24 protein-coding genes are annotated in these 20,056 nt (G+C 67.1%); 18 read left to right on the top strand and 6 right to left on the bottom strand.

Going from position 1 to position 20,056, the window contains the following annotated elements; translation table 11 throughout:
• Window positions 1–15: 15 nt before the first annotated feature.
• Both TEF_19170 and TEF_19165 read right to left on the bottom strand, forming a co-directional pair.
• Window positions 16–723, bottom strand: a complete 708-nt coding sequence (locus TEF_19170) for a hypothetical protein (protein ANK82682.1) — start codon at window positions 721–723, stop codon at window positions 16–18.
• A 5-nt stretch (window positions 724–728) separates the two neighbouring features.
• Window positions 729–1,718 (bottom strand): hypothetical protein, encoded by a 990-nt coding sequence (locus TEF_19165; protein ID ANK82681.1) that lies wholly within the window; start codon window positions 1,716–1,718, stop codon window positions 729–731.
• A 138-nt stretch (window positions 1,719–1,856) separates the two neighbouring features.
• Here TEF_19165 and TEF_19160 point away from each other — a divergent pair, with 138 nt between their 5' ends.
• The 12 genes from TEF_19160 (at window position 1,857) to TEF_19105 (ending at window position 11,665) form a co-directional block, all read left to right on the top strand.
• Window positions 1,857–2,228 carry a ferritin gene (locus TEF_19160; protein ANK82680.1) on the top strand — a complete coding sequence of 124 codons (372 nt, stop codon included), beginning with the start codon at window positions 1,857–1,859 and terminating at the stop codon, window positions 2,226–2,228.
• Between the two features lie 11 nt (window positions 2,229–2,239).
• Complete coding sequence (locus tag TEF_19155; protein ANK83606.1) at window positions 2,240–3,052, top strand: hypothetical protein; 813 nt, start codon at window positions 2,240–2,242, stop codon at window positions 3,050–3,052.
• Between the two features lie 33 nt (window positions 3,053–3,085).
• Entirely contained in the window at window positions 3,086–3,850 is a 765-nt protein-coding gene (locus TEF_19150) for a class II aldolase (protein ANK82679.1), read from the top strand.
• A 49-nt stretch (window positions 3,851–3,899) separates the two neighbouring features.
• On the top strand, window positions 3,900–4,544 hold the full coding sequence (locus TEF_19145) for a thiamine-phosphate diphosphorylase (protein ANK82678.1): 645 nt from the start codon (window positions 3,900–3,902) through the stop codon (window positions 4,542–4,544).
• 79 nt (window positions 4,545–4,623) lie between these two features.
• A complete protein-coding gene (locus tag TEF_19140) occupies window positions 4,624–5,187 on the top strand; it encodes an elongation factor P (protein ID ANK82677.1) in 564 nt (187 codons plus the stop codon).
• 38 nt (window positions 5,188–5,225) lie between these two features.
• Window positions 5,226–5,999 carry an inositol monophosphatase gene (locus TEF_19135; GenBank protein ID ANK82676.1) on the top strand — a complete coding sequence of 258 codons (774 nt, stop codon included), beginning with the start codon at window positions 5,226–5,228 and terminating at the stop codon, window positions 5,997–5,999.
• Between the two features lie 41 nt (window positions 6,000–6,040).
• Complete coding sequence (locus TEF_19130) at window positions 6,041–7,072, top strand: hypothetical protein (GenBank protein ANK82675.1); 1,032 nt, start codon at window positions 6,041–6,043, stop codon at window positions 7,070–7,072.
• Between the two features lie 33 nt (window positions 7,073–7,105).
• Entirely contained in the window at window positions 7,106–8,236 is a 1,131-nt protein-coding gene (locus TEF_19125; protein ID ANK82674.1) for a flagellar motor protein MotA, read from the top strand.
• Between the two features lie 2 nt (window positions 8,237–8,238).
• Window positions 8,239–9,594, top strand: a complete 1,356-nt coding sequence (locus tag TEF_19120) for a hypothetical protein (GenBank protein ANK82673.1) — start codon at window positions 8,239–8,241, stop codon at window positions 9,592–9,594.
• A gap of 49 nt (window positions 9,595–9,643) precedes the next feature.
• The gene (locus TEF_19115; protein ID ANK82672.1) at window positions 9,644–10,552 is read left to right on the top strand and encodes a hypothetical protein; all 909 of its coding nucleotides are present in this window, start codon (window positions 9,644–9,646) and stop codon (window positions 10,550–10,552) included.
• 10 nt (window positions 10,553–10,562) lie between these two features.
• Window positions 10,563–11,153 carry a hypothetical protein gene (locus TEF_19110; protein ID ANK82671.1) on the top strand — a complete coding sequence of 197 codons (591 nt, stop codon included), beginning with the start codon at window positions 10,563–10,565 and terminating at the stop codon, window positions 11,151–11,153.
• Window positions 11,144–11,665 carry a hypothetical protein gene (locus TEF_19105; protein ID ANK82670.1) on the top strand — a complete coding sequence of 174 codons (522 nt, stop codon included), beginning with the start codon at window positions 11,144–11,146 and terminating at the stop codon, window positions 11,663–11,665. Before TEF_19110 ends, TEF_19105 begins: the two co-directional genes overlap by 10 nt.
• Window positions 11,666–11,673: 8 nt before the next feature.
• On the opposite strand, the gene TEF_19100 is transcribed toward TEF_19105, so the two are convergent.
• Entirely contained in the window at window positions 11,674–12,084 is a 411-nt protein-coding gene (locus TEF_19100; GenBank protein ID ANK82669.1) for an alkylhydroperoxidase, read from the bottom strand.
• Window positions 12,085–12,322: 238 nt separating this feature from the next.
• Between TEF_19100 and TEF_19095 the strand changes: the two genes are divergently transcribed.
• The 5 genes from TEF_19095 to TEF_19075 all read left to right on the top strand — a co-directional run bounded on the left by TEF_19095 (window position 12,323) and on the right by TEF_19075 (window position 14,746).
• The gene (locus TEF_19095; GenBank protein ANK82668.1) at window positions 12,323–12,661 is read left to right on the top strand and encodes a hypothetical protein; all 339 of its coding nucleotides are present in this window, start codon (window positions 12,323–12,325) and stop codon (window positions 12,659–12,661) included.
• A gap of 1 nt (window position 12,662) precedes the next feature.
• Window positions 12,663–13,400, top strand: a complete 738-nt coding sequence (locus TEF_19090; protein ID ANK82667.1) for a F0F1 ATP synthase subunit A — start codon at window positions 12,663–12,665, stop codon at window positions 13,398–13,400.
• 70 nt (window positions 13,401–13,470) lie between these two features.
• Window positions 13,471–13,698 (top strand): ATP F0F1 synthase subunit C, encoded by a 228-nt coding sequence (locus TEF_19085; protein ANK82666.1) that lies wholly within the window; start codon window positions 13,471–13,473, stop codon window positions 13,696–13,698.
• Between the two features lie 71 nt (window positions 13,699–13,769).
• Window positions 13,770–14,261: a hypothetical protein gene (locus TEF_19080; GenBank protein ANK82665.1), complete on the top strand. Its 492-nt coding sequence runs from the start codon at window positions 13,770–13,772 to the stop codon at window positions 14,259–14,261.
• Window positions 14,261–14,746, top strand: a complete 486-nt coding sequence (locus TEF_19075) for a hypothetical protein (GenBank protein ID ANK82664.1) — start codon at window positions 14,261–14,263, stop codon at window positions 14,744–14,746. Before TEF_19080 ends, TEF_19075 begins: the two co-directional genes overlap by 1 nt.
• Before the next feature lie 1,069 nt (window positions 14,747–15,815).
• On the opposite strand, the gene TEF_19070 is transcribed toward TEF_19075, so the two are convergent.
• The 3 genes from TEF_19070 to TEF_19060 all read right to left on the bottom strand — a co-directional run bounded on the left by TEF_19070 (window position 15,816) and on the right by TEF_19060 (window position 18,761).
• A complete protein-coding gene (locus tag TEF_19070; GenBank protein ANK82663.1) occupies window positions 15,816–16,736 on the bottom strand; it encodes a hypothetical protein in 921 nt (306 codons plus the stop codon).
• Window positions 16,737–16,812: 76 nt separating this feature from the next.
• On the bottom strand, window positions 16,813–17,259 hold the full coding sequence (locus TEF_19065; GenBank protein ANK82662.1) for a DNA polymerase III subunit chi: 447 nt from the start codon (window positions 17,257–17,259) through the stop codon (window positions 16,813–16,815).
• Complete coding sequence (locus TEF_19060) at window positions 17,256–18,761, bottom strand: leucyl aminopeptidase (protein ID ANK82661.1); 1,506 nt, start codon at window positions 18,759–18,761, stop codon at window positions 17,256–17,258. Before TEF_19060 ends, TEF_19065 begins: the two co-directional genes overlap by 4 nt.
• 175 nt (window positions 18,762–18,936) lie before the next feature.
• Here TEF_19060 and TEF_19055 point away from each other — a divergent pair, with 175 nt between their 5' ends.
• Window positions 18,937–20,052: a hypothetical protein gene (locus TEF_19055; GenBank protein ID ANK82660.1), complete on the top strand. Its 1,116-nt coding sequence runs from the start codon at window positions 18,937–18,939 to the stop codon at window positions 20,050–20,052.
• Window positions 20,053–20,056: the final 4 nt, after the last annotated feature.

The following is a 20,056-nucleotide window of genomic DNA, read 5'->3' as shown; positions in this document are numbered from 1 at the left end:
GGCGGGCGAATCGGGTCAGTCGGTCCCGCGCCCGTCGCGGGCCAGCCATTGGCCCAGAAAGTCGTCGACCCATTCGTCGACGAAGACGTCGTGCTGGCGGCGTCCGGCGATGTGCGCTTCGGGCTGCTGGGCGTTGGGCAGGCCGAGCCGCTCGGCGCCGCCGATCAGCCAGCGGCGGTTCATCTGCTCGGTGACTTCCGGATGGAACTGGATGCCGATGGCATGATCGCACAGGGAGAAGGCCTGGTTCTGATAGGCGTCGCCGGTGGCCAGCAGTTCGGCGTCTTCGGGCAGTTCGAATCCTTCCCGGTGCCACTGGAAGATGTGCATCTCGTTGGGGAACAGATCCTGGCCTGCCTCGGTGGCGCGTACGGGGTAGTAGCCGATCTCGACCAGGCCCTCGGGGTGGGCGCGCACTGCCGCGCCGCCCGCGCGCGCCAGAAGCTGCGCCCCCAGGCAGATGCCGAGGAACGGCGCGCCGCTTTCCACCGCGCGGGGGATCCAGTCCAGTTCGCTGCGGATGAAGGGCTCGTGGTCGTCATTCGCGCTCATCGGGCCGCCGAAGACCACGACGCCGCGATAGGCGTCGAAGTTCTCGGGCAGGGGATCGCCGCAGGCATGGCGGCAGATCTCGATCTGGTGGCCCAACGTGCGCAGACGCATGCCCACCCGGCCTGGATCCGAGTGTTTCTGATGGACGACGAGGAGGACCGGCCGCTTCATGTCGATCAGGCGTCACCCATGGTCAGGATGATCTTGCCCGACCGGCCCTCGCGGGCCGAATGCTTCAGCGCTTCGGCCACGCGCTCCAGCGGATAGGTGGCCTCCACCGGCGCGTGCAGCTCACCGGACGCGATCTTCTCGCCCAGGAAGGCGTAAGTGGCGCCGATTTCCTTCGGGTCGGTCGTCCCGAACCAGGCGGCGAGCCAGAACCCGCGCAGCGTGATGTCGCGGAAGACGGTCTCCCGAGCGTCGATCATCAGCGGCTCGCCCGACAGCAGACCATAGTTCACCACCGTGCCGCCGTCGGCGACGCAGCGGGCGAGGCGCTGGACGGCGCTGCCGCCGATGGCGTCGATGCCGAGCTTCGGCGCCGCGCCGCCGGTCGCTTCCGCGACGCGGGCGTCCAGGTCGTCGCCGTCGACCAGCACATGATCGGCGCCGAGTTCGGTCAGTTCGGCCACCAGCTCGGGACGGCGAACCACGTTCACCGTGCGCCAGCCCTGGGATTTCGCCAGCCGGATGAGGTGCCGGCCGACCGCCGAGTTGGCGGCGTTCTGGATCACGCAGTCGCCGGCCTCCAGCGTCACGTAGTCCTTCAGCATCAGCCACGCCGTCGCCGGATTGGCGCGCAGCATGGCGAGCTGCAGCAGATCGGCATTCTCCGGCAGGGCGACCAGTCCGCGCGCGGGGCCCTGGGCCATCTCGCGCCACATGCCCCGCGCCGGCGGGGTCACCAGGTCGCCGACCTTCACATTGTCGACGCCCTCGCCCACGGCGGTGACGCGGCCGACCCCTTCGGCGCCTTGGGTCATGGGCAGCTTCGGCGGCTCCGCGCCGTAGCGGCCTTCCATGTTCAGCAGATCGGCCGGATTGATCGGGCTCGCCAGCACCTGGACATTGACCCGGCCCGGGCCGGGCGGACCGGGTTCATCGGCCTCGACGATTTCCGCGACTTCCCAGGGCTTGCCGAAGCGGCTGAACTGCATCTGCTTCATGGATCGTCTTCTCCGTGATGGTCGGGTGCGTGGTACGCGGGTCATCCTGCGGCCTTTGCCGCGGATTGTCCCGCACCCCTTTCGATCCGCCCAACTTGCCACCACCTAGACGGTTCTGCCAAGTCGAGGAGGATTGGAATGTCCAGCGAAGGTCTGCACGAGCCGATCGAACGCCTGTCGGAAGAGACCCTGGATCTCCATCGGGCGATCGTCAGCCTGATGGAAGAGTTCGAGGCTGTGGACTGGTACCAGCAGCGCGTCGACGCGACCGGCGATGCCGAGCTCAAGGCGGTGCTGGCCCACAACCGCGACGAGGAAATCGAACACGCGGCGATGAACCTGGAATGGCTGCGCCGGAACATGCCCAAGCTGGATGAGGAACTGCGCGCCAACCTGTTTACCGAAGGCCCGATCACCGGCCATCACGGTGAAGACGGCGACGCGGGCGAAGCGCACGGCGAACCGGCCGGCGGGGACGGTGATCTGGGCATTCGCAGCCTGAAGGCGTGAGGGAGATGACGATGGATGATCTGAAGCGAAACCTGGCGCCCATCACGGCGGAAGGCTGGGCGGAAATCGACGAGACGGCCGCCGACACGCTGAAGTCCGTGCTCGCGGCCCGGCGGGTCGTGGACTTCAATGGTCCTCTCGGTTACCGGCATGACGCCGTCGCCACAGGTCGTGTGACGCGGCTGTCCGAGCCGGTTTTCGAGGGCGTCGAGGCGCGCAGCCGGGAAGTGCTGCCGATGGTCGAACTGCGCGTCGATTTCGACATCGCCATGCGGGAACTGGACGACCTGGCCCGCGGCGCGCCGGACGCCGACATCGACAGCGTCATCGAGGCCGCGCGCGACATCGCCATGGCCGAGGACCGCATGGTGTTTCACGGATATGGCGCCGCCGGCGTCGAAGGGATCATGGAGCGCGCCGGAGACTCGGTGGGTCCGGCGCCCGAAGACGCCACCGCCTGGCCGCGCGTCATCGCCGAGGGACTCGACCGGCTGACCGCAGTCGGTGCGCATGGCCCCTATGCGCTGGTGGTCGGTTCGGACCTCTATACCGGTCTCCAGAGCGCCGTGACCACCGAAGGCCGGCGCGTGCTCGACCATGTGCAGCGACTGCTGGACGGCCCGGTCATTCCCTGCCGCTCCCTGGACGGCGGCGTGCTGCTGTCGACCCGTGGCGGCGACTTCGAGCTATTCGTCGGGCGGGACTTCGCCATCGGATATTCGTCTCATGACGCCGAGCGCGTCCGCCTGTATATTCAGGAGACGCTCACTTTCCGCGTGATCGGTGACGAGGCCGCACTGTCGCTGCCCGTCGCGGCCGGCTGAAGCGGGAAGCACTGCCGGGAGGAAACGTGAAACATGCCTGATACCGCACCGATCGTGAAATCCGTCCGCGACAAGGTCTCGGACGCCGAATGGGACGTCCGCGTCGATCTCGCGGCCTTCTACCGTCTCGTCGCCCACTATGGCTGGGACGACCTGACCGCGACCCATATCTCGGCCCGCGTGCCGGGCGAGGACGCCTTCCTGCTCAATCCGCACGGGCTGTTCTTCGACGAGATCACGGCGTCCAGCCTGGTGAAGGTGGACTACGACAACAACGTGCTGCTGGACGGCGGTTATCCGATCAACCAGGCGGGCTTCACCATCCATTCGGCGGTGCTGAGCGGCCGCCCGGACGTGACTTGTGCGGCACACACCCATACCCGCGCGGGCATGGCCGTCTCCGCCATGAAGGACGGGCTGCTGCCGCTGGCCCAGACCGCGCTCCGGTTCCACAACCGCCTTTCCTATCACGACTACGAAGGCGTCGCGCTCGACCACTCCGAGCGCGAGCGGCTGATAGGCCACCTGGGCAAGAACAAGGCGATGATCCTGCGCAACCACGGCCTGCTGACCTGCGGCGAGTCGGTTTCGGAGACCTTCAACGTGCTGTTCTATCTGGAGAAGTCCTGCCAGCTTCAGGTCGATTGCCTGGGCAGCGGCCGCGAACTGCACCTGCCGGACGAGGAAACCTGCGAGTTCACCGCCCAGCAGTTCGACAAGTTCTCGCCGCTGGGCAAGCGCGACTGGCCGGGCCTGCTGCGCAAGCTCGACCGCATCGATCCGGGTTTCCGGGCGTAGCCGTACGGTCCATGTTGCATCGTCCGCGGGGCGGGTCTAACAGGACGGCATGACCGATGAAGCCTCCTGCCGTCTCTACCTGATCACCCCGCCGGCGATCGACCTTGATGCCTTCGCCGAGGATCTGGCCGCCGCGCTGGACGGCGGTGACGTCGCCTGCCTGCAGCTTCGCCTGAAGGGCGCCGGCGATGACGATGTGCGCCGCGCGGTCGAACGGCTGATGCCGCTCGCGCATGCCCGGGACGTCGCCTTTCTGATCAACGACCGGCCCGACATCGCCGTCGAGATGGGGGCGGACGGCGTCCACGTGGGCGCGGAGGACACGCCCTATCCGGAAGCGCGCGCCATCGTGGGCGACGATGCGATCGTCGGCGTCTCCTGCTACGACTCGCGCCAGCGGGCCATGGAACTGGGCGATGCCGGCGCCGACTATGTCGCCTTCGGCGCCTTCTTTCGCACCGCCACCAAGACGCCGAAGACTTCCGTGACGCCGGATGTCATTGAAATCTGGTCTTCGATGACCACCGTCCCCTGTGTGGCCATCGGCGGGATCACCGTGGAGAACTGCGGTCCGCTGGTCCGCGCCGGCGCGGATTTTCTGGCGGTGGTCAATGGCGTCTGGGGCCGCGAGGGCGGCCCCGGAGCCGCGGTCGCCGCCTTCGAGCGGGCGATTGCGGCCAACCGGCCAAGCTGATAGACAACCGCAGCCTCGCGGCGGCCCGGCCCCGGCCCGGCGCGCCGCCATCCATTCAGATCACCGGACCCATCGAGCCATGAAGATCAACGGAAACGCCATCCGTCCCGGCAACGTCATCGAGCACAAGGGCGGACTCTGGCGCGCGGTGCGCATCCAGCACACCCAGCCGGGCAAAGGCGGGGCCTATCTGCAGGTAGAGCTGCGCAACCTGCGCGACGGCAGCAAGCTCAACGAGCGCTTCCGGTCCTCTGAGACGGTGGAGCGCGCGCGCCTCGAGCAGCGGGACTATCAGTACCTGTTCATGGACGAGAACATGATCACCTTCATGGACACCGAGAGCTACGAACAGATCAACATCAACAGGGAACTCGTCGGCGACGACGCGGTCTACCTGCAGGACGGCATGATGGTGCAGGTGGAGTTCCACGAGGAGGAGCCGCTGGGCGTCATCCTGCCCGAGCACGTCACGCTGGAAGTCACGGAGACCGAGCCGACCGTGAAGGGCCAGACGGCGGCCTCCAGCTACAAGCCGGCGATCCTGAACAACGGCATGCGCTGCATGGTGCCGCCCTTCGTCGACGTCGGCGAACGGATCGTGGTCGCCACCGCCGAAGGCGCCTACGTCAAGCGCGCCGACTGATCGCCAGTACCTTGCGCAAGACAGCCAACATAAACGTCATGGAGCGCGCGGCCCGCAAGGCGGCGCGCAACCTGCTGCACGATCTGGGCGAGGTCGAGCAGCTGCAGGTGTCCCGCAAGGGCCCGGCCGATTTCGTCAGCACCGCGGACCTGCAGGCCGAGAAGACCCTCCGCGAGGAACTGTCGAAGGCCCGTCCCGATTTCGGTTTCATCCTGGAGGAGGGCGGCCGCGTCGAGGCGCCCGACGGCGACAGCTACTGGATCATCGATCCGCTGGACGGCACAACGAACTTCCTGCACGGCATTCCGCATTTCGCCATTTCCATCGCGCTGATGCAGCGCGGAGAGATCCAGGCCGGCGTCATCCTGGAACCCGTGCGCGACGAGCTGTTCTACGCCGAGAAGGGCAAGGGCGCGTTCATGAACGACCGCCGCCTGCGCGTGTCCGGCCGCACGAAGATGGCCGATGCCCTGCTGGCGACGGGCATTCCCTACATGGGCAAGCCGGGCCACGACACGCTGCTGGCGGAACTCAGGGCGCTGACCGACAGCGTTTCCGGCATTCGCCGCCTCGGCGTGGCCTCGCTGGACCTGGCCTATGTCGCCGCGGGCCGTTTCGAGGGCTTCTGGGAGCGCGGTCTGCAGCAGTGGGACATGGCCGCCGGCCTCATCCTGATCAGGGAGGCCGGGGGTCTGGTGACCGACATCGGGGGCGGACGGAAGATGCTGGAGACCGGCGACGTCGTCGCCGGCAACACGTCGATCCACCCGCTGCTTCTCAACGCGCTCAAGAAGGCATCGGCAAGTACCTGAGAGGGCTGGCAATCCTGACCGGTTGCGATATCCTCCCCGGCATGCGGGATGAGAGCAACCGGGTGAGCAGACTGCCAGGGATCGGCGCCGGCGCCGTGATCCTCGCTGCCTTGGCGGCGGCGCCTGCGATGGCCCAGTACGACGGCGCCACCATCATCATCGACGGCGGCGGCGTGCGCACCGCGGACGACTACGCGCCGCCTTCCGTCTCGGTCGACCCGACCATGGCCGTGCGCCCGGGATCGGTTCTGGGGCCCAGCGTTCCCGACCGTGCAATGAAGCCCTTCAACACTTCGCGCGGCCCGGTGATGGCGCCCACGGACACGTCCCTTCCGCCGCATCAGGCGAGGCAGGGCGAGCGCCGAATCACATTGCGGCCGCCGGGCGGCGACGCCAGTCCGCCGCCTGCCGCGGCGCGGCGCGCCAGCGTCCGCGCCGAACCGGCTGCGCCGCAGCGCGCGCCCGAGAGGGCCGCCGAACCGGCCCGGGAGCAGGTCCGCGCCGCCCCGGCGTCCCAATCCAGGCCGCAGCCGACGCCCGCGCCGGAGCCGGCCCCGCAGCCGCGTCCTGCGGCGGCGCCGGAGCCGAAGCCCGAACCCGAAAGGGTCCGCGTGGCCGCGCCCGCCGCGCCGGAGACCGTCGAGCGGCCTGCGCGCCAGGCGGCGGCGCCCGCGCCTGCGCCGCGCCCCGAGCCTGCCCCCGCCGCCGAACCGGCGCCCGAACCCGAACCCCGGGTCGCCGCCGTTCCGGCCCAGGCCGCTGCGCCGGGCGTGACCCGGATCCTGTTCGAAGGCGCGGAGGTGGACGTGCCCGACGCCGGCCGCGCCAGGCTGACCGAGATCGCCCGCGCGGTGCAGGACGGCAACGACCGCATCCAGGTTCGCGCCTATGCCGATTCGGAGACCGAAACCAGTGACTGGAAGCGGCGCGTGTCGCTCAGACGCGCGCAGACCGTGCGCCGGGTCCTGCTGGACAACGGGGTCGAGAGCTTCCGCATCCTGGTGCGCGCGCTCGGCGAGCCCGCCGATGAAGGACCGGGCAACCGCGTGGATGTCGAAATCGCGTCGCGCTGACGTGGCGGACCAGATTCAGGGACCCCGAGACGCATGACCCAGCCCTCAGCCTATCTGACGCGGATACTCGTCTTCCTGGTGATCGTCGTCGGCGTCATCGCCGTGCTGCACGAACCCATCATCCGTGCCTTCATGACCAATCCGGCGCTGAACGGCCTGATCGTCGGCGTGTTGCTGATCGGCGTGGTCTACGTGCTGCGCCAGGTCTTCCAGCTGCGGCCGGCGGTGCGCTGGGTGGAGACCTTCCGGCGCAAGGAGCCCGGCCTGTCGACGCAGTCGCCGCCGGCCATGATGTCGCCGCTGGCGACCATGCTGCAGGACAAGAAGGGGCGGGTCAGCCTGTCGACGCTTTCCATGCGATCGCTCCTCGATTCGATCGCGGCGCGGCTGGACGAAAGCCGCGACATGTCGCGTTACCTGATCGGACTGCTGGTGTTCCTCGGCCTGCTGGGCACCTTCTGGGGCCTGCTGGAAACGATCGCATCGATCGGCGACACGATCAGTTCGCTGTCTGTGGAGGGCGTCGAGTTCGGCGCCGTTTTCGACGACCTCAAGCGCGGGCTGGAACAGCCCCTGGAGGGCATGGGCACCGCCTTTTCGTCCTCGCTCTTCGGCCTTGCCGGTTCGCTGGTGCTGGGTTTCCTCGACCTCCAGGCCTCTCAGGCGCAGAACCGCTTCTACAACGACCTGGAGGAGTGGCTTTCCAGCTTCACGCGGCTGTCCAGCGGCGGCGGGCTGGCCGAGTCCGAGGCCTCGGTTCCCGTTTACGTCCAGGCCCTGCTGGAGCAGACCGCCGACAGTCTGGACAACCTGCAGCGGATCATGGCGCGGTCCGAGGAATCCCGCGGCACCGGCAACCAGACGCTGCTCCAGCTCGCCGAACGGCTCGCCAGCCTGACCGACCAGATGCGCGCAGAGCGCGACCTGATGGTGAAGCTTGCCGAGGGTCAGATGGAGATGAAGCCGATCCTGCAGCGTATCGCTGTCGCGACCGAGCAGGGCGGCGACAGCTCGATGGAAACCCACCTGCGCAATCTCGACGTCTATGTCGCGCGGCTGCTGGAGGAGACCACCTCCGGCCGCCAGCACTCGGTCGACGAGATCCGCGCCGAAATCAAGGTGCTGACGCGGACCATCGCGGCCATCGCTGACGAAGGGCGCTGATCATGGCGCTGTTGCGCGGCGGCCGTTCCCGCAACGAGGCCAATATCTGGCCGGGATTCGTCGACGCGCTGGCCACGGTCCTGCTGGCCATGATCTTCCTGCTGTCAGTCTTCGTGCTGGCGCAGTTCTTCCTCAGCCAGGCCATCTCGGGCCGCGACGAGGAATTGATGCGGCTCTCCGAGGAGATCGCGACGCTGCAGAGCATCCTGTCGAGCGAGCGGCGCGCCAACGAGGATCTGCGCCGCAACGTCTCCCAGCTCTCCGCGGCGCTCAGCGCCTCGACAGCCGAGCGGGACGAGCTGGCGCTGCAGATCGCCACCCTGCGTGAGCGCGCCGAACAGGCCGAGGGCGAACTGGAGCGGCTGCAGAACTTCACCGAAGCCGACCGGGCCGAGCTCGAGGCGCAACTCGCCGAGCTGCGCGCGCGGGAGGCCGCCCTGGCCCGCCTGCGCGACGAATCGGAGACCAGCCGGGCCGAGGCGGAGCAGTCCCTGCAGGAACTGCAGACACTCTATTTCCAGTCCCAGGACAGGGTCGCGGAACTGGAAGAGCAGCAGGTCGAGGCGGAGACCCGCATCGCCAACCTGCAGGGCGACCTGGAGGACACGACGGCCCGGCTGCAGGCGACGCTCGACGAACTGGAAGGCCGCGAAGAGGAACTCGATACGGCTCGGGCGGCGCGCGAGCGCACGGCTTCGGAACTGTCGGAAGAACAGCGCATTTCCGAGGCTGCGCGCAGGCAGGTGCATCTGCTGAACCTGCAGATCGCGGATCTGCGCAAGCAGCTGAACGACATCCAGGCGCTGCTGGACGAATACGAGGCCCGCGACGAGGCGAGCCAGGCGCAGATCGCCGATCTGGGGCGGCGGCTCAACAAGGCGCTGGCCAGCCAGGTGGAAAAGCTGGCGCGCTACCGCTCCGAGTTCTTCGGCCGCTTGCGTGAGGCGCTTGCCGACCAGCAGGGCATCCGCATTGTCGGCGACCGCTTCGTCTTCCAGTCGGAGGTGCTGTTCGAGACCGGCAGCGCCGATCTGGGCGTGGCGGGTCAGATCCAGCTCACCAAGCTGGCCGACACCCTGAAGAACGTGATGGACAAGATTCCCGACGACATCGACTGGGTGCTGCGCATCGACGGCCATACCGACGCCCGGCCGATCAGCACGCCGCGTTTCCCGTCGAACTGGGAGCTGTCGGCCGCGCGCGCCATCGCCGTGGCCAAGTTCCTGACCGACCAGGGCATTCCGCCAGACCGGCTGGCGCCGACCGGCTTCGCCGCGTTCCATCCGATCGAGCCTGGCGACAGCGAACTCTCCATGCGCCGCAACCGCCGCATCGAACTGAAGCTGACGCAGCGGTGATCCGCGCCGTCTTCGTCCGCCATCGCCGGTGGCCCGGCGGCGCTGCGCCATGAGCTGGCAGGCGAGGCTGGCGCACTGGTTGCTGTGGCTGCGCTTTCGCCGCCGCAGCCGCGAGATGGAGGCCGCGACGCCCGAGGCCATTGCCGCCGAGTTCTCCCGCATGGCCAGCAGTTCCCGGCGCTGGCTGCCGGCTCCGCCGCGCGATCTGGTGGTCGAGGCGACGCCGCGCGGCGAAAGGCTGCGGCTGGGCGACAGGAAGGCGGTCCGCTCGGTCTTCTACTGCCATGGCGGCGGCTATTTCTGGGGCTCGCCACTGGACTACAGGGACTTCGGCTGGCGCTTGGCGCAGGCGCTGGAAGCGGAGGTCTTCCTGCTGGACTACCGCCTGGCGCCGGCGTACCGCTGCCCCGCGGCCCTGGATGATTCGCTCGCTGCCTGGCGGGCGCTTGTCGCCGATAGTCTCGATCCCGCCCGCACGGTGATTGCGGGCGATTCGGCCGGCGGCGGTCTCGCGCTGGCGACGCTGATGGCGCTGAGGGACTCGGGCGAGCCCCTGCCAGCGGCAGCCTGCCTGATCTCGCCCTGGACGGACATGACCGGCGCCGGCGCGTCGCTTCGCACCCGCGACCGCGCCGATCCCATGCTGAGTCCGGCCGCGTTGCAGGCGGCGGCCACGCTCTATTGCGCCGATGAGGTTCCGTTCGACGACTGGCGCGCCTCGCCGCTCCTGGGCGACCACCGCGGTCTGCCGCCGACGTTGATTCAGGTGGGCGGCGACGAGGTGCTGCTTTCCGACAGTGAGCGGTTGCACGCCAGGCTGACCGCCGCCGGTGTGGTCTCCGAACTCAGGGTCTGGCCGGGCATGTATCATGTCTGGCATCTGGGCGCGGCCTTCGTGCCCGAGGGTCGCCGGGCCATCGGCGAACTGGCGCAGTTCGTGGCGCGGCAACCGGCGTGAGGGAGCGGGGATGAACTTCGACTGGAGCCGCGTGATCTTCGTGCTGTCGGTCCTCATGGTCTCGAGCGTGCTCGGCGTCGGCTCCGCGCTCTATGCCGTGCGCACGGTCGCCGAGGTCGAATCCTTCCACAACGGTCCCTGGCGGACACATGCCAGCTATGGCGAGGAAAGTCCGACGCCCTGGCTGCGGACGGCGCAGGCCATGACCGGCCTGTTCGCCCTGCCGCGGGCGCAGGCGCTGTACTTCACCGCCGATACCGACAGCCGGGGCCAGCCGCTGGTGGAGGAATGCCTCTACCATCTGACCGGGCGGCCGCCGGCGGGTGAGTGGTGGTCCCTGGCGCTTTACGGCCGTGACCAGTTCCTGGTCGCCGATCCGGCGCGGGGCGGCGCGGTGGACGCCGGGACGGTGCAGCTCCGGGGCGACGGACGGATCGAGATCACGGTCGGCGGGCCGCCGGGCGCCGCCAACCGCCTCGCCGTCGAAGGGGCGGGCGGGGTCTTCAGCCTCACCCTCAGAATCCATGGCCCCGACGAGACGGTCTGGCGCCGGCTCGACGAAGCGCCGCTCTTCGCCATCGACCGGGGGGCGTGCCGGTGAACGCGCGAACCATCTTCCGCTGGGCCGTCTTCACGGCCCTGGCCTCGGCGCTGATCCATGTCGTCGTCGTCGCGGTGATGCCGTGGATGGTGATGAAGCGCGTCTTTGCCGAGACCGGTGACCGCTCCGGCTACAACCGCATGATCCACGCCGCGCCCGTCGACGCGGCGGCCCGCATGCTGCCGCGCCCGGCGCCCGATCTGGCCTACTCGATCTGTCCCTTCGACCTCGCCGCAGGCCCGGTGCGGATCGTATTCGGCGTGCCCGGCGACCGCGCTTCGGTCACCGCCTATGGCGGTGACACGGAGAATTTCCTGACCCTGACCGGCGCGGACCTCGCAGCCGGCGAGGTGACGCTCGCCACGGAGGCGCAGGTGGCGGATCTCGGCGGCCGGGTAGTCGTTGCTCCGGGCGAGAGGGGCGTGGTCCTGATCCGCCGTCTGGTCCGGCGCCCGGCCGACTGGGAGAGTGTCGAGCGCGAGCGCGCCGACATCGCCTGCGGACCGGCGTAGGTCCCGCGCTACGTTGCGGGATCGGCGTCGAATTCGGGGTCGACCGGCACCTTCATGCCGTTGACCAGGTGATTGGTCCGCGCCGCGGTGGAGACCACCCGCAGGAGGTCCGCATACTCCGCGCTGGTCATGCCCCGGGCGCGTGCGGACGCGGTGTGCGAATGGATGCAGTAGTCGCACGAATTGGCGATGGAGACGGCGATGTAGATCATTTCCTTGGTCTTGCCGTCGAGCGCGCTGTCCTTCGCCATGACGTCGCGGACGTCGGTCCAGACCTGCTCCAGCAGGCCCGGATCGAACGCCAGATAACGCCAGAAGTTGTTGATGAAGTCCGTGCCGCGCGTCTTTCGGATGTCGTCGAAGACGGCCTTCACGCGGGGGTCGGTCTCGGCGTCTCGGGGCGGTCGGACGGTGGCCATGGCTGGGTGCTCCTCGCTGGCTTGCGGGCTTCTCCTGCGGGCCATCGTGGACCCCGGGAGCTGCGCGGCCAAAGTGCGGATCGGTGCGTCATTTGGTCCGCTGGGGCCGCGTTGACCACCCCCCGGGCGCGTCATAGGTTGCGCCCGCTTCCGAACCGGATCACGTTCGGGCCATGGGTACCGTGATCATCAATCATCGCCTTGAGCGGGGCGCGGCGTCGGCCGGCGGGACCGGTCGATGAGCGACGATGAGCGCGGAAAGTGGCGCGATCGTGTGGGGACGCTGGAAGCCCGCATCAAGGCGGCGCGCGAGTCCGGACACGTGGGACGGGATCGGGAGCGGGCCGAGGCGCGGGAAAGGTCGAGGGCGGACGGCATCGCCTGGCGGATCTCCGCCGAGCTGGTGGCGGCGTTCCTGGTCTGCGGCTTCGTCGGCTGGTGGATCGACGAGTGGATCGGAACGCGACCCTGGGTCTTCCTTGCCGGGTTGCTGATTGGCGGCGCGGTGGGTATCAGGAACGTGTACAGGGTGGCCATGAAGTTCCAGAAGGCCGCCGAGGAACGAGAGGACGGATAGCGTGGCCGCAGGCGAAAGCCCTCTGCATCAGTTCGAGATCACCCCGATCGTCCCGCTGGAGATCGGCGGCGTCGACGTATCCTTCACGAATTCCGCGCTGTGGATGGTCATCGCGGTGATCGTCACCACGGTGCTGCTGACCGTCGGCATGCGCGGCCGGGCCATGGTGCCGGGGCGGCTGCAGTCGGTGGCCGAGATGAGTTACGAATTCATCGCCAACATGGTGCGGGACAACGCGGGATCCGAAGGCCGGCCCTATTTCCCGTTCCTGTTCACGCTGTTCTTCTTCATCCTGTTCTGCAATCTGCTGGGGATGGTGCCCTACAGCTTCACGCCGACGAGCCACATCATCGTCACCTTCGCGATGGCGCTGGTGGTCTTCATCGGTGTGACCCTGATCGGCATCTTCAAGCACGGCATCGGCTTCCTGAAGCTGTTCGTCCCTTCCGGCGTGCCTCTGCCGCTGATGTTCATCCTGGTGCCGATCGAGATCATCTCCTATTTCGTGCGGCCGATCAGCCTGAGCCTGCGACTGTTCGCGAACATGATGGCTGGCCACACCATGCTGAAGGTCTTCGGCAGCTTCGTCGTCTCTCTGGGCATCATCGCCGGCTGGGCGCCGCTGCTCTTCATCGTCGCGCTGACCGGTCTGGAGATCGGCATCGCGCTGCTCCAGGCCTATGTGTTCACCATTCTGAGCTGTCTCTATCTCCACGACGCCCTGCATCCCGGGCACTGAGCCGGAGAGAGCCGGAAACTTCGAACTTCGATCATCATCCTCAACCTGAATTGAAGAGGGACTTAGGAAAATGGAAGCTGAAGCCGCAAAGCTGATTGGCGCCGGTCTGGCCACCATCGCGCTCGCCGGTGTGGGCGTGGGTATCGGTAACATCTTCGGCAACTTCGTCGCGGGCGCGCTGCGCAATCCGGGCGCTGCCGGCCGTGTGTTCGGCAACGTGCTCCTGGGCTTCGCGCTCACCGAGGCCGTTGCGCTGTTCGCGCTGGTCATCGCGTTCCTGATCCTGTTCGCATTCTGATCGGCGCGCCTTCGGGCGCGTCCCTTTCCGCGAACTCGAACACGTAACGTCAACAGCGAGGCCACGGGCTCATGCCGCAGCTTGCTGCAGAAACCTTTGCATCCCAGATCGTCTGGCTCGCGATCACTTTCGTGATCCTCTACCTGATCATGGCGCGGGTGGTCATCCCGCGGATCGGCGGGATCCTGGAAGACCGCGAGCAGCGTATCCGGTCGGACCTCGACAAGGCCGAGGAGCTGAAGTCGGAGACCGACAAGGCGATCCGGGACTACGAGGCCCGGCTGGCCGAAGCGCGCTCGAAGGCGGGGAATATCGTCGCCGGCATGAAGGCGGAGATGAACGCCGAGATCGACAAGCGCCGCCAGGAGATCGAGGCGGAGCTGGACCAGCGTCAGACCGAGGCGGAAAAGCAGATCGCGCAGCAGCGTGACGCGGCTCTGGCCTCGCTGGATGACGTCGCCTGCAGCGTCACCGCGGCTCTGGTCCAGAAGCTTTCGGGCGCGGCGCCGTCGGACGACCGGGTCAACCAGGCGGTTTCGGCCGCGCGCGAGGGAGGCCGCTGATGTTCGCAGATCCGACATTCTGGGTCGCCGTCGCCTTCGTCCTCTTCTTCGCGCTGATGATCTATCTGAAGCTGCCGGGCAAGATCGTGGCGCAGCTCGACGCCCGCGCGGACCGCATCCGCGGCGAGCTGGAGGAGGCCAAGCGGCTCCGGGAGGAGGCGCAGTCCCTCTACGCCGACTACCAGCGCAAGGCCGAGGAAGCGGTCCAGGAAGCGGACCGCATCGTCGAGCACGCCCGCGAGGAAGCCGAGCGCACGGCAGAGAAGATGCGCGCCGACATGGAGGCCGCGCTGGAACGCCGCAAGACCCAGGCGGAATCCAAGATCGCCCAGGCCGAGCAGCAGGCGATCGACGAGGTGCGCAACCGCGCCGTCGAAATCGCCACCGCCGCGGCGGCGCGCATCCTGCGCGAGGAACTGAAGGGCGATGCGGGGAACCGGTTGATCGACGACGCCATCGGCAGTGTCGGACGCCACCTGCACTGAGCTTCCGGAAATCCGGCACGAACGAACAAGGGCTCCGGAGTTGATCCGGAGCCCTTTTCATTTGCTGCGACCACTGGCCCGCTTCTCGTCCTTTTCGCGCGGCGTAGGGGGAAGTTCCTCATGCTAGAATGCTATTTTGACGATAGCGGAACGCATGATGGATCGTCCGTGATGGTATGGGGAGGCGTCCTCGGCCACAGCGTTTTTTTTGACAAGTTTGAGAATGCCTGGAAGGAGCGACTAAACGCACCGTGCGAGGGCAAGCCGCCCGTTAGCGCTTTTCATTCTACCAACTTGATGTCGGGGTCGGGCGAGTTTCGTGGTTACAATCGGGCTGAATCTGATCGTTCGAGGTATCTTTTCCGCGAAGTGATCGAAAACGCGGGTCTGACCGTCTTGTCGTTCGGAATTTCAGTCAATGATTGGGAGCGGTTGGTGCCCGCAAATATGCGGCATGCGCTTGGCGACCACGAGCGTGCGCTGTTTGGAATGGTGATCAAATTCTGCTGTGAAGCAGCGAAGAACGAACAAGAGAGATGCTCACTGCGGTTTGACCTTGGTCGGAAAACCCCAAAGCTGGACAGCATGATATTGCCAGCTCTTGAAGCCGCGGGCGCCGACCCCGAACCTTCTATTGCCTTCATCTCGGTACGTGAAAGTTGCGCGTTGCAAGCCGCCGACCTTGTTGCGCATGAAACCTATCGGTTCTTCGATGCCTATGCAGGGAGCGCCGCTTCAGAGCCAGAAGTGCACCTCAAAAAGCTCTTCAGGGGTGCGCATGACGCGCAAGCTCGGTGGCTAGGACCGCGGCAAATCTCCGAGATGGTTGAAGAGATCAAGCCGATCCTGAACGACCCTTTTCGTGAAGCGCGTTAGTTCACCTCGATCGGCAACTTTTTGCACCGCCCGCTCAAACCGTCCTGCCATGATGCGGTGAAGCCGATTGCTGCTGATGCCATTCTTGCGGGCGCAAATGAGGTAGACCGGCTGAAGCCAGAGGGAATTCAAAGTGCGGGTACGACAAGTAGAATAGAGCCTTTCATTTGCTGTCGTGCGGGTGCGGGGCGTCCTAGCCGGCGGACTGGGCCAGAGACGGTTCGCGCTCTCCCGCGCCGCCCGGCGCCCGGCCTTCCAGCCAGGGCCGTTCGCCCCTGACCGTGGTGCGGTGGAGCAGGCGGCGGTAGCCGTCATAGTCGTTCATGGCGTTGTGCTGGACGCAGCGGTTGTCCCAGATAGTCAGCGTGCCCGGCGCCCAGCGCACGCGGCAGGTCAGCTCGATGCGGGTCGCGTGGGCGTGCAGGAATTCGAGCAGCGGCCGGCTCTCGCGTTCGCTCATGTTCTCGAACCGGATCGAATAGACGGGATTGACGAACAGCGCCTTGCGGCCCGACTCCGGCACCGTGCGGACCGCCGGATGGGCCAGTTCCGCATGCGCCTCCTCGGTATTGTGGATCTTCATGGCGCGGTTGAACTTGCCGAACAGCTTGTTGCCGACGCCATAGGGACGTCGGGCCGAATGCATCACGTTCAGCCCTTCCAGCATGGCCTTCATGCCGTCGGAAAGCGTGTCATAGGCGAGATACATGCTGGCGAAGCAGGTGTCGCCGCCGAAGGGCGGGATCTCCTTGGCGTGCAGGATGGTGGCCCGGGGCGGCGCCTCCTGGAAGCTCCAGTCGGAGTGCCAGTTGCCGCCGAAATTCAGCATGCCGGATTCGCTGGCTTCCTTGAGGACCTCGATGACTTCCGGGTGCTCCTGCATCGTGTCGACATAGGGCTCGAAGCCGAACTCGCCGAAGCGGCGCGTGAAGCGCTTCTGATCCTCGATGGACATGTCCTGGTCCCGGAAGACCAGCACCGAATGATCGGCGAAGGCCTGCTCGATCTCCTCGAAGACCGGGTCGGGCAGCGGCCTGGTGAGGTCCGCGCCCTCGATCTCCGCGCCCAGCACGCCGGTCAGCGGCATGACCCGGATATGGCTGTAGTCCCGCATGGCTCTTTGCTCCCCGCAAATTGCGTCCGGGCCATTCTATTACAGGGCGGGTTCGGAGCGTAAGCCCCGTGACTTCCTACGCGCCTCGTTCCCAGCCGCGCTCGCCCTGTTTCCAGTAGGTACAGGCGTGGCCCGCCGCACGGGCCCCCTGCCAACGCGTGCGGGCCGCGGCCACGGCGTCCTCGTCCAGGCCGTTGAACATGTCCAGACAGCGGGCGTAGCCTGACTTGTCCGCCACGTCGCGGCCGTCGACCAGGATCAGCACGTCGGCGGCATTGGGGTTTTCCGGCTCGGCGGTCAGCCAGATCGGCTGCCGATCGGCATCGCCATCGCCGGCCGCGCCGTGCGGCAGGAACGAGGCCTTGTCATAGCTCCACAGATGAGCGTCCAGGGCGCGCACCCGCTCCTCAGAGCCGGTCAGAACCACTGCGCGCATGCCGCGCTCCAGCACCTTTTCCAGCAGCTCGGGCAGGGCCCGTTCCAGCGGCTTGCGGGTCAGGTGATAGAACGCGACTTCCGTCATTTGCTCTCGTAGTGGCGGCGGACCAGTTCGTCGAGGACGCGGACGCCGAAGCCGGTGCCGCCCTTCGGCGTTGTCGGCTTCGCGCTGCCCGACCAGGTGACGCCGGCGATGTCGAGATGCGCCCAGGGCACGTCGTTGACGAAGCGCTGCAGGAACTGCGCGGCGGTAATGGAGCCGGCGCCGCGGGCGTTGCCGATATTGCGCATGTCGGCGATCTCGGATTTCAGCTTCTTGTCGTAGTTCTTGTGGAGCGGGAAGCGCCAGAGCTTTTCGTCGACGGCCTCGCCGGCTTCCATCAGCCGCCCGGCCAGCCGGTCGTTGTTGGAGAACAGGCCGGCGTACTCGTCGCCGAGCGAGATGATGACGGCCCCGGTCAGCGTGGCGAGGTTGATCATGAACTCGGGCTTGAAGCGGTCCTGCGTGTACCACAGCGCGTCACAGAGCACGAGGCGGCCTTCGGCGTCGGTGTTCAGCACCTCGATCGTCTGGCCCGACATGGAGGTGACCACGTCGCCGGGGCGCTGCGCATTGCCGTCCGGCATGTTCTCGACCAGGCCGACCACGCCGATGACGTTGGCCTTGGCCTGGCGGCCGGCGAGCGCCGCCATGACGCCGATGACGGCGGCGGAGCCGCCCATGTCCCACTTCATGTCCTCCATGCCGGCGGCCGGCTTGATGGAGATGCCGCCGGTGTCGAAGGTGACGCCCTTGCCGACGAAGGCGATCGGCTTGTCGTTCTTCGCCCCGCCGTTCCATTGCATGACGACCAGCCGGCTTTCCTTCTCGGAGCCCTGGCCGACGCCCACCAGCGCGCCCATGCCGAGCTTCTTCATCTGCGCTTCGCCCAGCACCTCGACCTTGACGCCCAGCTTGGTGAGTTCCTGGCAGCGGTCGGCGAGGGTGGCGGGATAGAGGATGTTGGCAGGCTCGCTGACCAGATCGCGGGTCAGGAAGACGCCGTCGACGACCTTGTCCAGCGCGGCGAAGGCGTCGCGCGCTGCGGCTGCGCCGCGGGCGCCGATGGCGAGCTGCTCCAGGGAGGGCTTGTCCTCGTCCTTCAGCTTCGTGTGGTAGTGATCGAAGCGGTAGCTGGCCAGCCGCGCGCCCATCGCGATATGCGCCTGGGCCGCACCCTTGGTGAGTTTCGATTTCGCTGCCAGATCCTCGGCGTCGATGATCACCTTGGCCTGCTTCGCGCCGCAACTGGCGACCGCCTTGAAGGCGCGGCCGCCGATCAGCTCCAGGTCATGGGAAGAAAGGGACTTGGTCTCGCCGAGGCCCAGCAGGACGATCAGGTCCAGCCTGGTGCCGCGCGGCGCGGCGATCGTCTGGCTCTGCCCGCTTGCGCCGGTGAAGCGGCTGGCGCGCAGCACCTGGCGGATGACGCCTTCGGTCTTCTCGTCCAGGGCCTTGGCGGCAGGCGTCAGTTTGCCGTCCTTCGCGACGCCGACGACGACGACGCCGCGGCCCGGAATGCTTGCGCCGGAAATCGAGATATCCATCTGTCTCATCCCATTGAAAAACCGTCGGACAGATATATCGCAAGCTTTGCCGGGCCATGTAAATGGCGCGGTTTGCGTTCGCTACGGCCTGCGCCGGGAGAGGCGGCCCGGTTGCATGCCGCAAGGCATCCCAAGCGGGTTTCACAGGCCGCTGAGGTCGCTATACTCCGCCGCCATGCGTCACCTGACCGGCTACATGATTCGCGCCGCCGCGGGCCCTACGGCCTTCGTGACGATGGTGCTGACGGGGATCATCTGGATCCTTCAGGCGCTGCGTTTCGTCGACGAGATCATCAACTATGACATGTCGATGGGCGCATTCTTCTACATCTCCTTCCTGCTGCTGCCGCAGCTTCTGCCGGTGACCCTGCCGATCGGCCTGTTCTGCGGGATGCTCTACGCCTACTGGCGGATGTCGTCGGACAGCGAACTGGTGGTGATGCGCGCCGCCGGTCTCAGCCGCATGGCGCTGGCCGGGCCCGGCCTGCTGCTGGCCGGATTCTGCGCGGTTTTCGTCGCGTCGATGACGTTCTACTTCATGCCGATGGCGAACTCGACCATGCGCGACACGCGGTTCGCGTGGAAGTACATCTACTCCACCGTGGTCCTGCGCGAGGGGGCGTTCACGCCGCTCAAGACCCGTCTGACGGTCTATGTCGCCGAACGGCGGTCCGGCGGCGAACTCCACGGCCTGCTGATTCACGACGAGCGCGAGCCGGGTAAGTCGGTGACCATGATGGCGGAGCAGGGGACCCTGATCCGCGCAGAAGAGGGACCGAAAATTCTGCTGCTCAACGGCAATCGCCAGGAGAAGGATCACGAGAGCGGCAACATCAACGTCCTCTATTTCGACCGCTACAACGTCGAGATCGATCTGGTAGGCAGCAGTGCGCCGGTGCGTGTGGCCAAGATCGAGGAACGAACGATCGACGATCTGTTCCTCGTCGATCCGGGGGATTTCGACCGGGCCGCCTATCACAGGATCCAGGCGGAAGGGCACAAGCGCGTGGCGCTGCCGCTGCTGACCATCGCCTTTGCCCTGATGGCGATCGCGACGGTGCTTTATGGCGAGTTCGACCGGCGCGGCGTTGGCGCGCGTATCTGGGTCGGCTGCCTCAGCGCGGGGCTGTTGCAGGCGGCTGTGCTGGGGCTGACCCAGGCGGCGGCGACGGAGCCTTTCTTCAATACGCTGGTCTATGTGCTGCTGCTGGCCGCGATCGCCGGCAGCCTGTTCCTGATGCGGGCCGGCGCGGGCATGCCGACGCCGGGACCGGCGCCGATGGCGGCGTGATCAT

The sequence above is a fragment of the Rhizobiales bacterium NRL2 genome, assembly GCA_001664005.1.
Classification (GTDB): Bacteria; Pseudomonadota; Alphaproteobacteria; order Minwuiales; family Minwuiaceae; genus Minwuia.
Note: the sequence above shows the minus strand (reverse complement) of the source record. Positions and strands in the feature narration are given on the sequence as shown.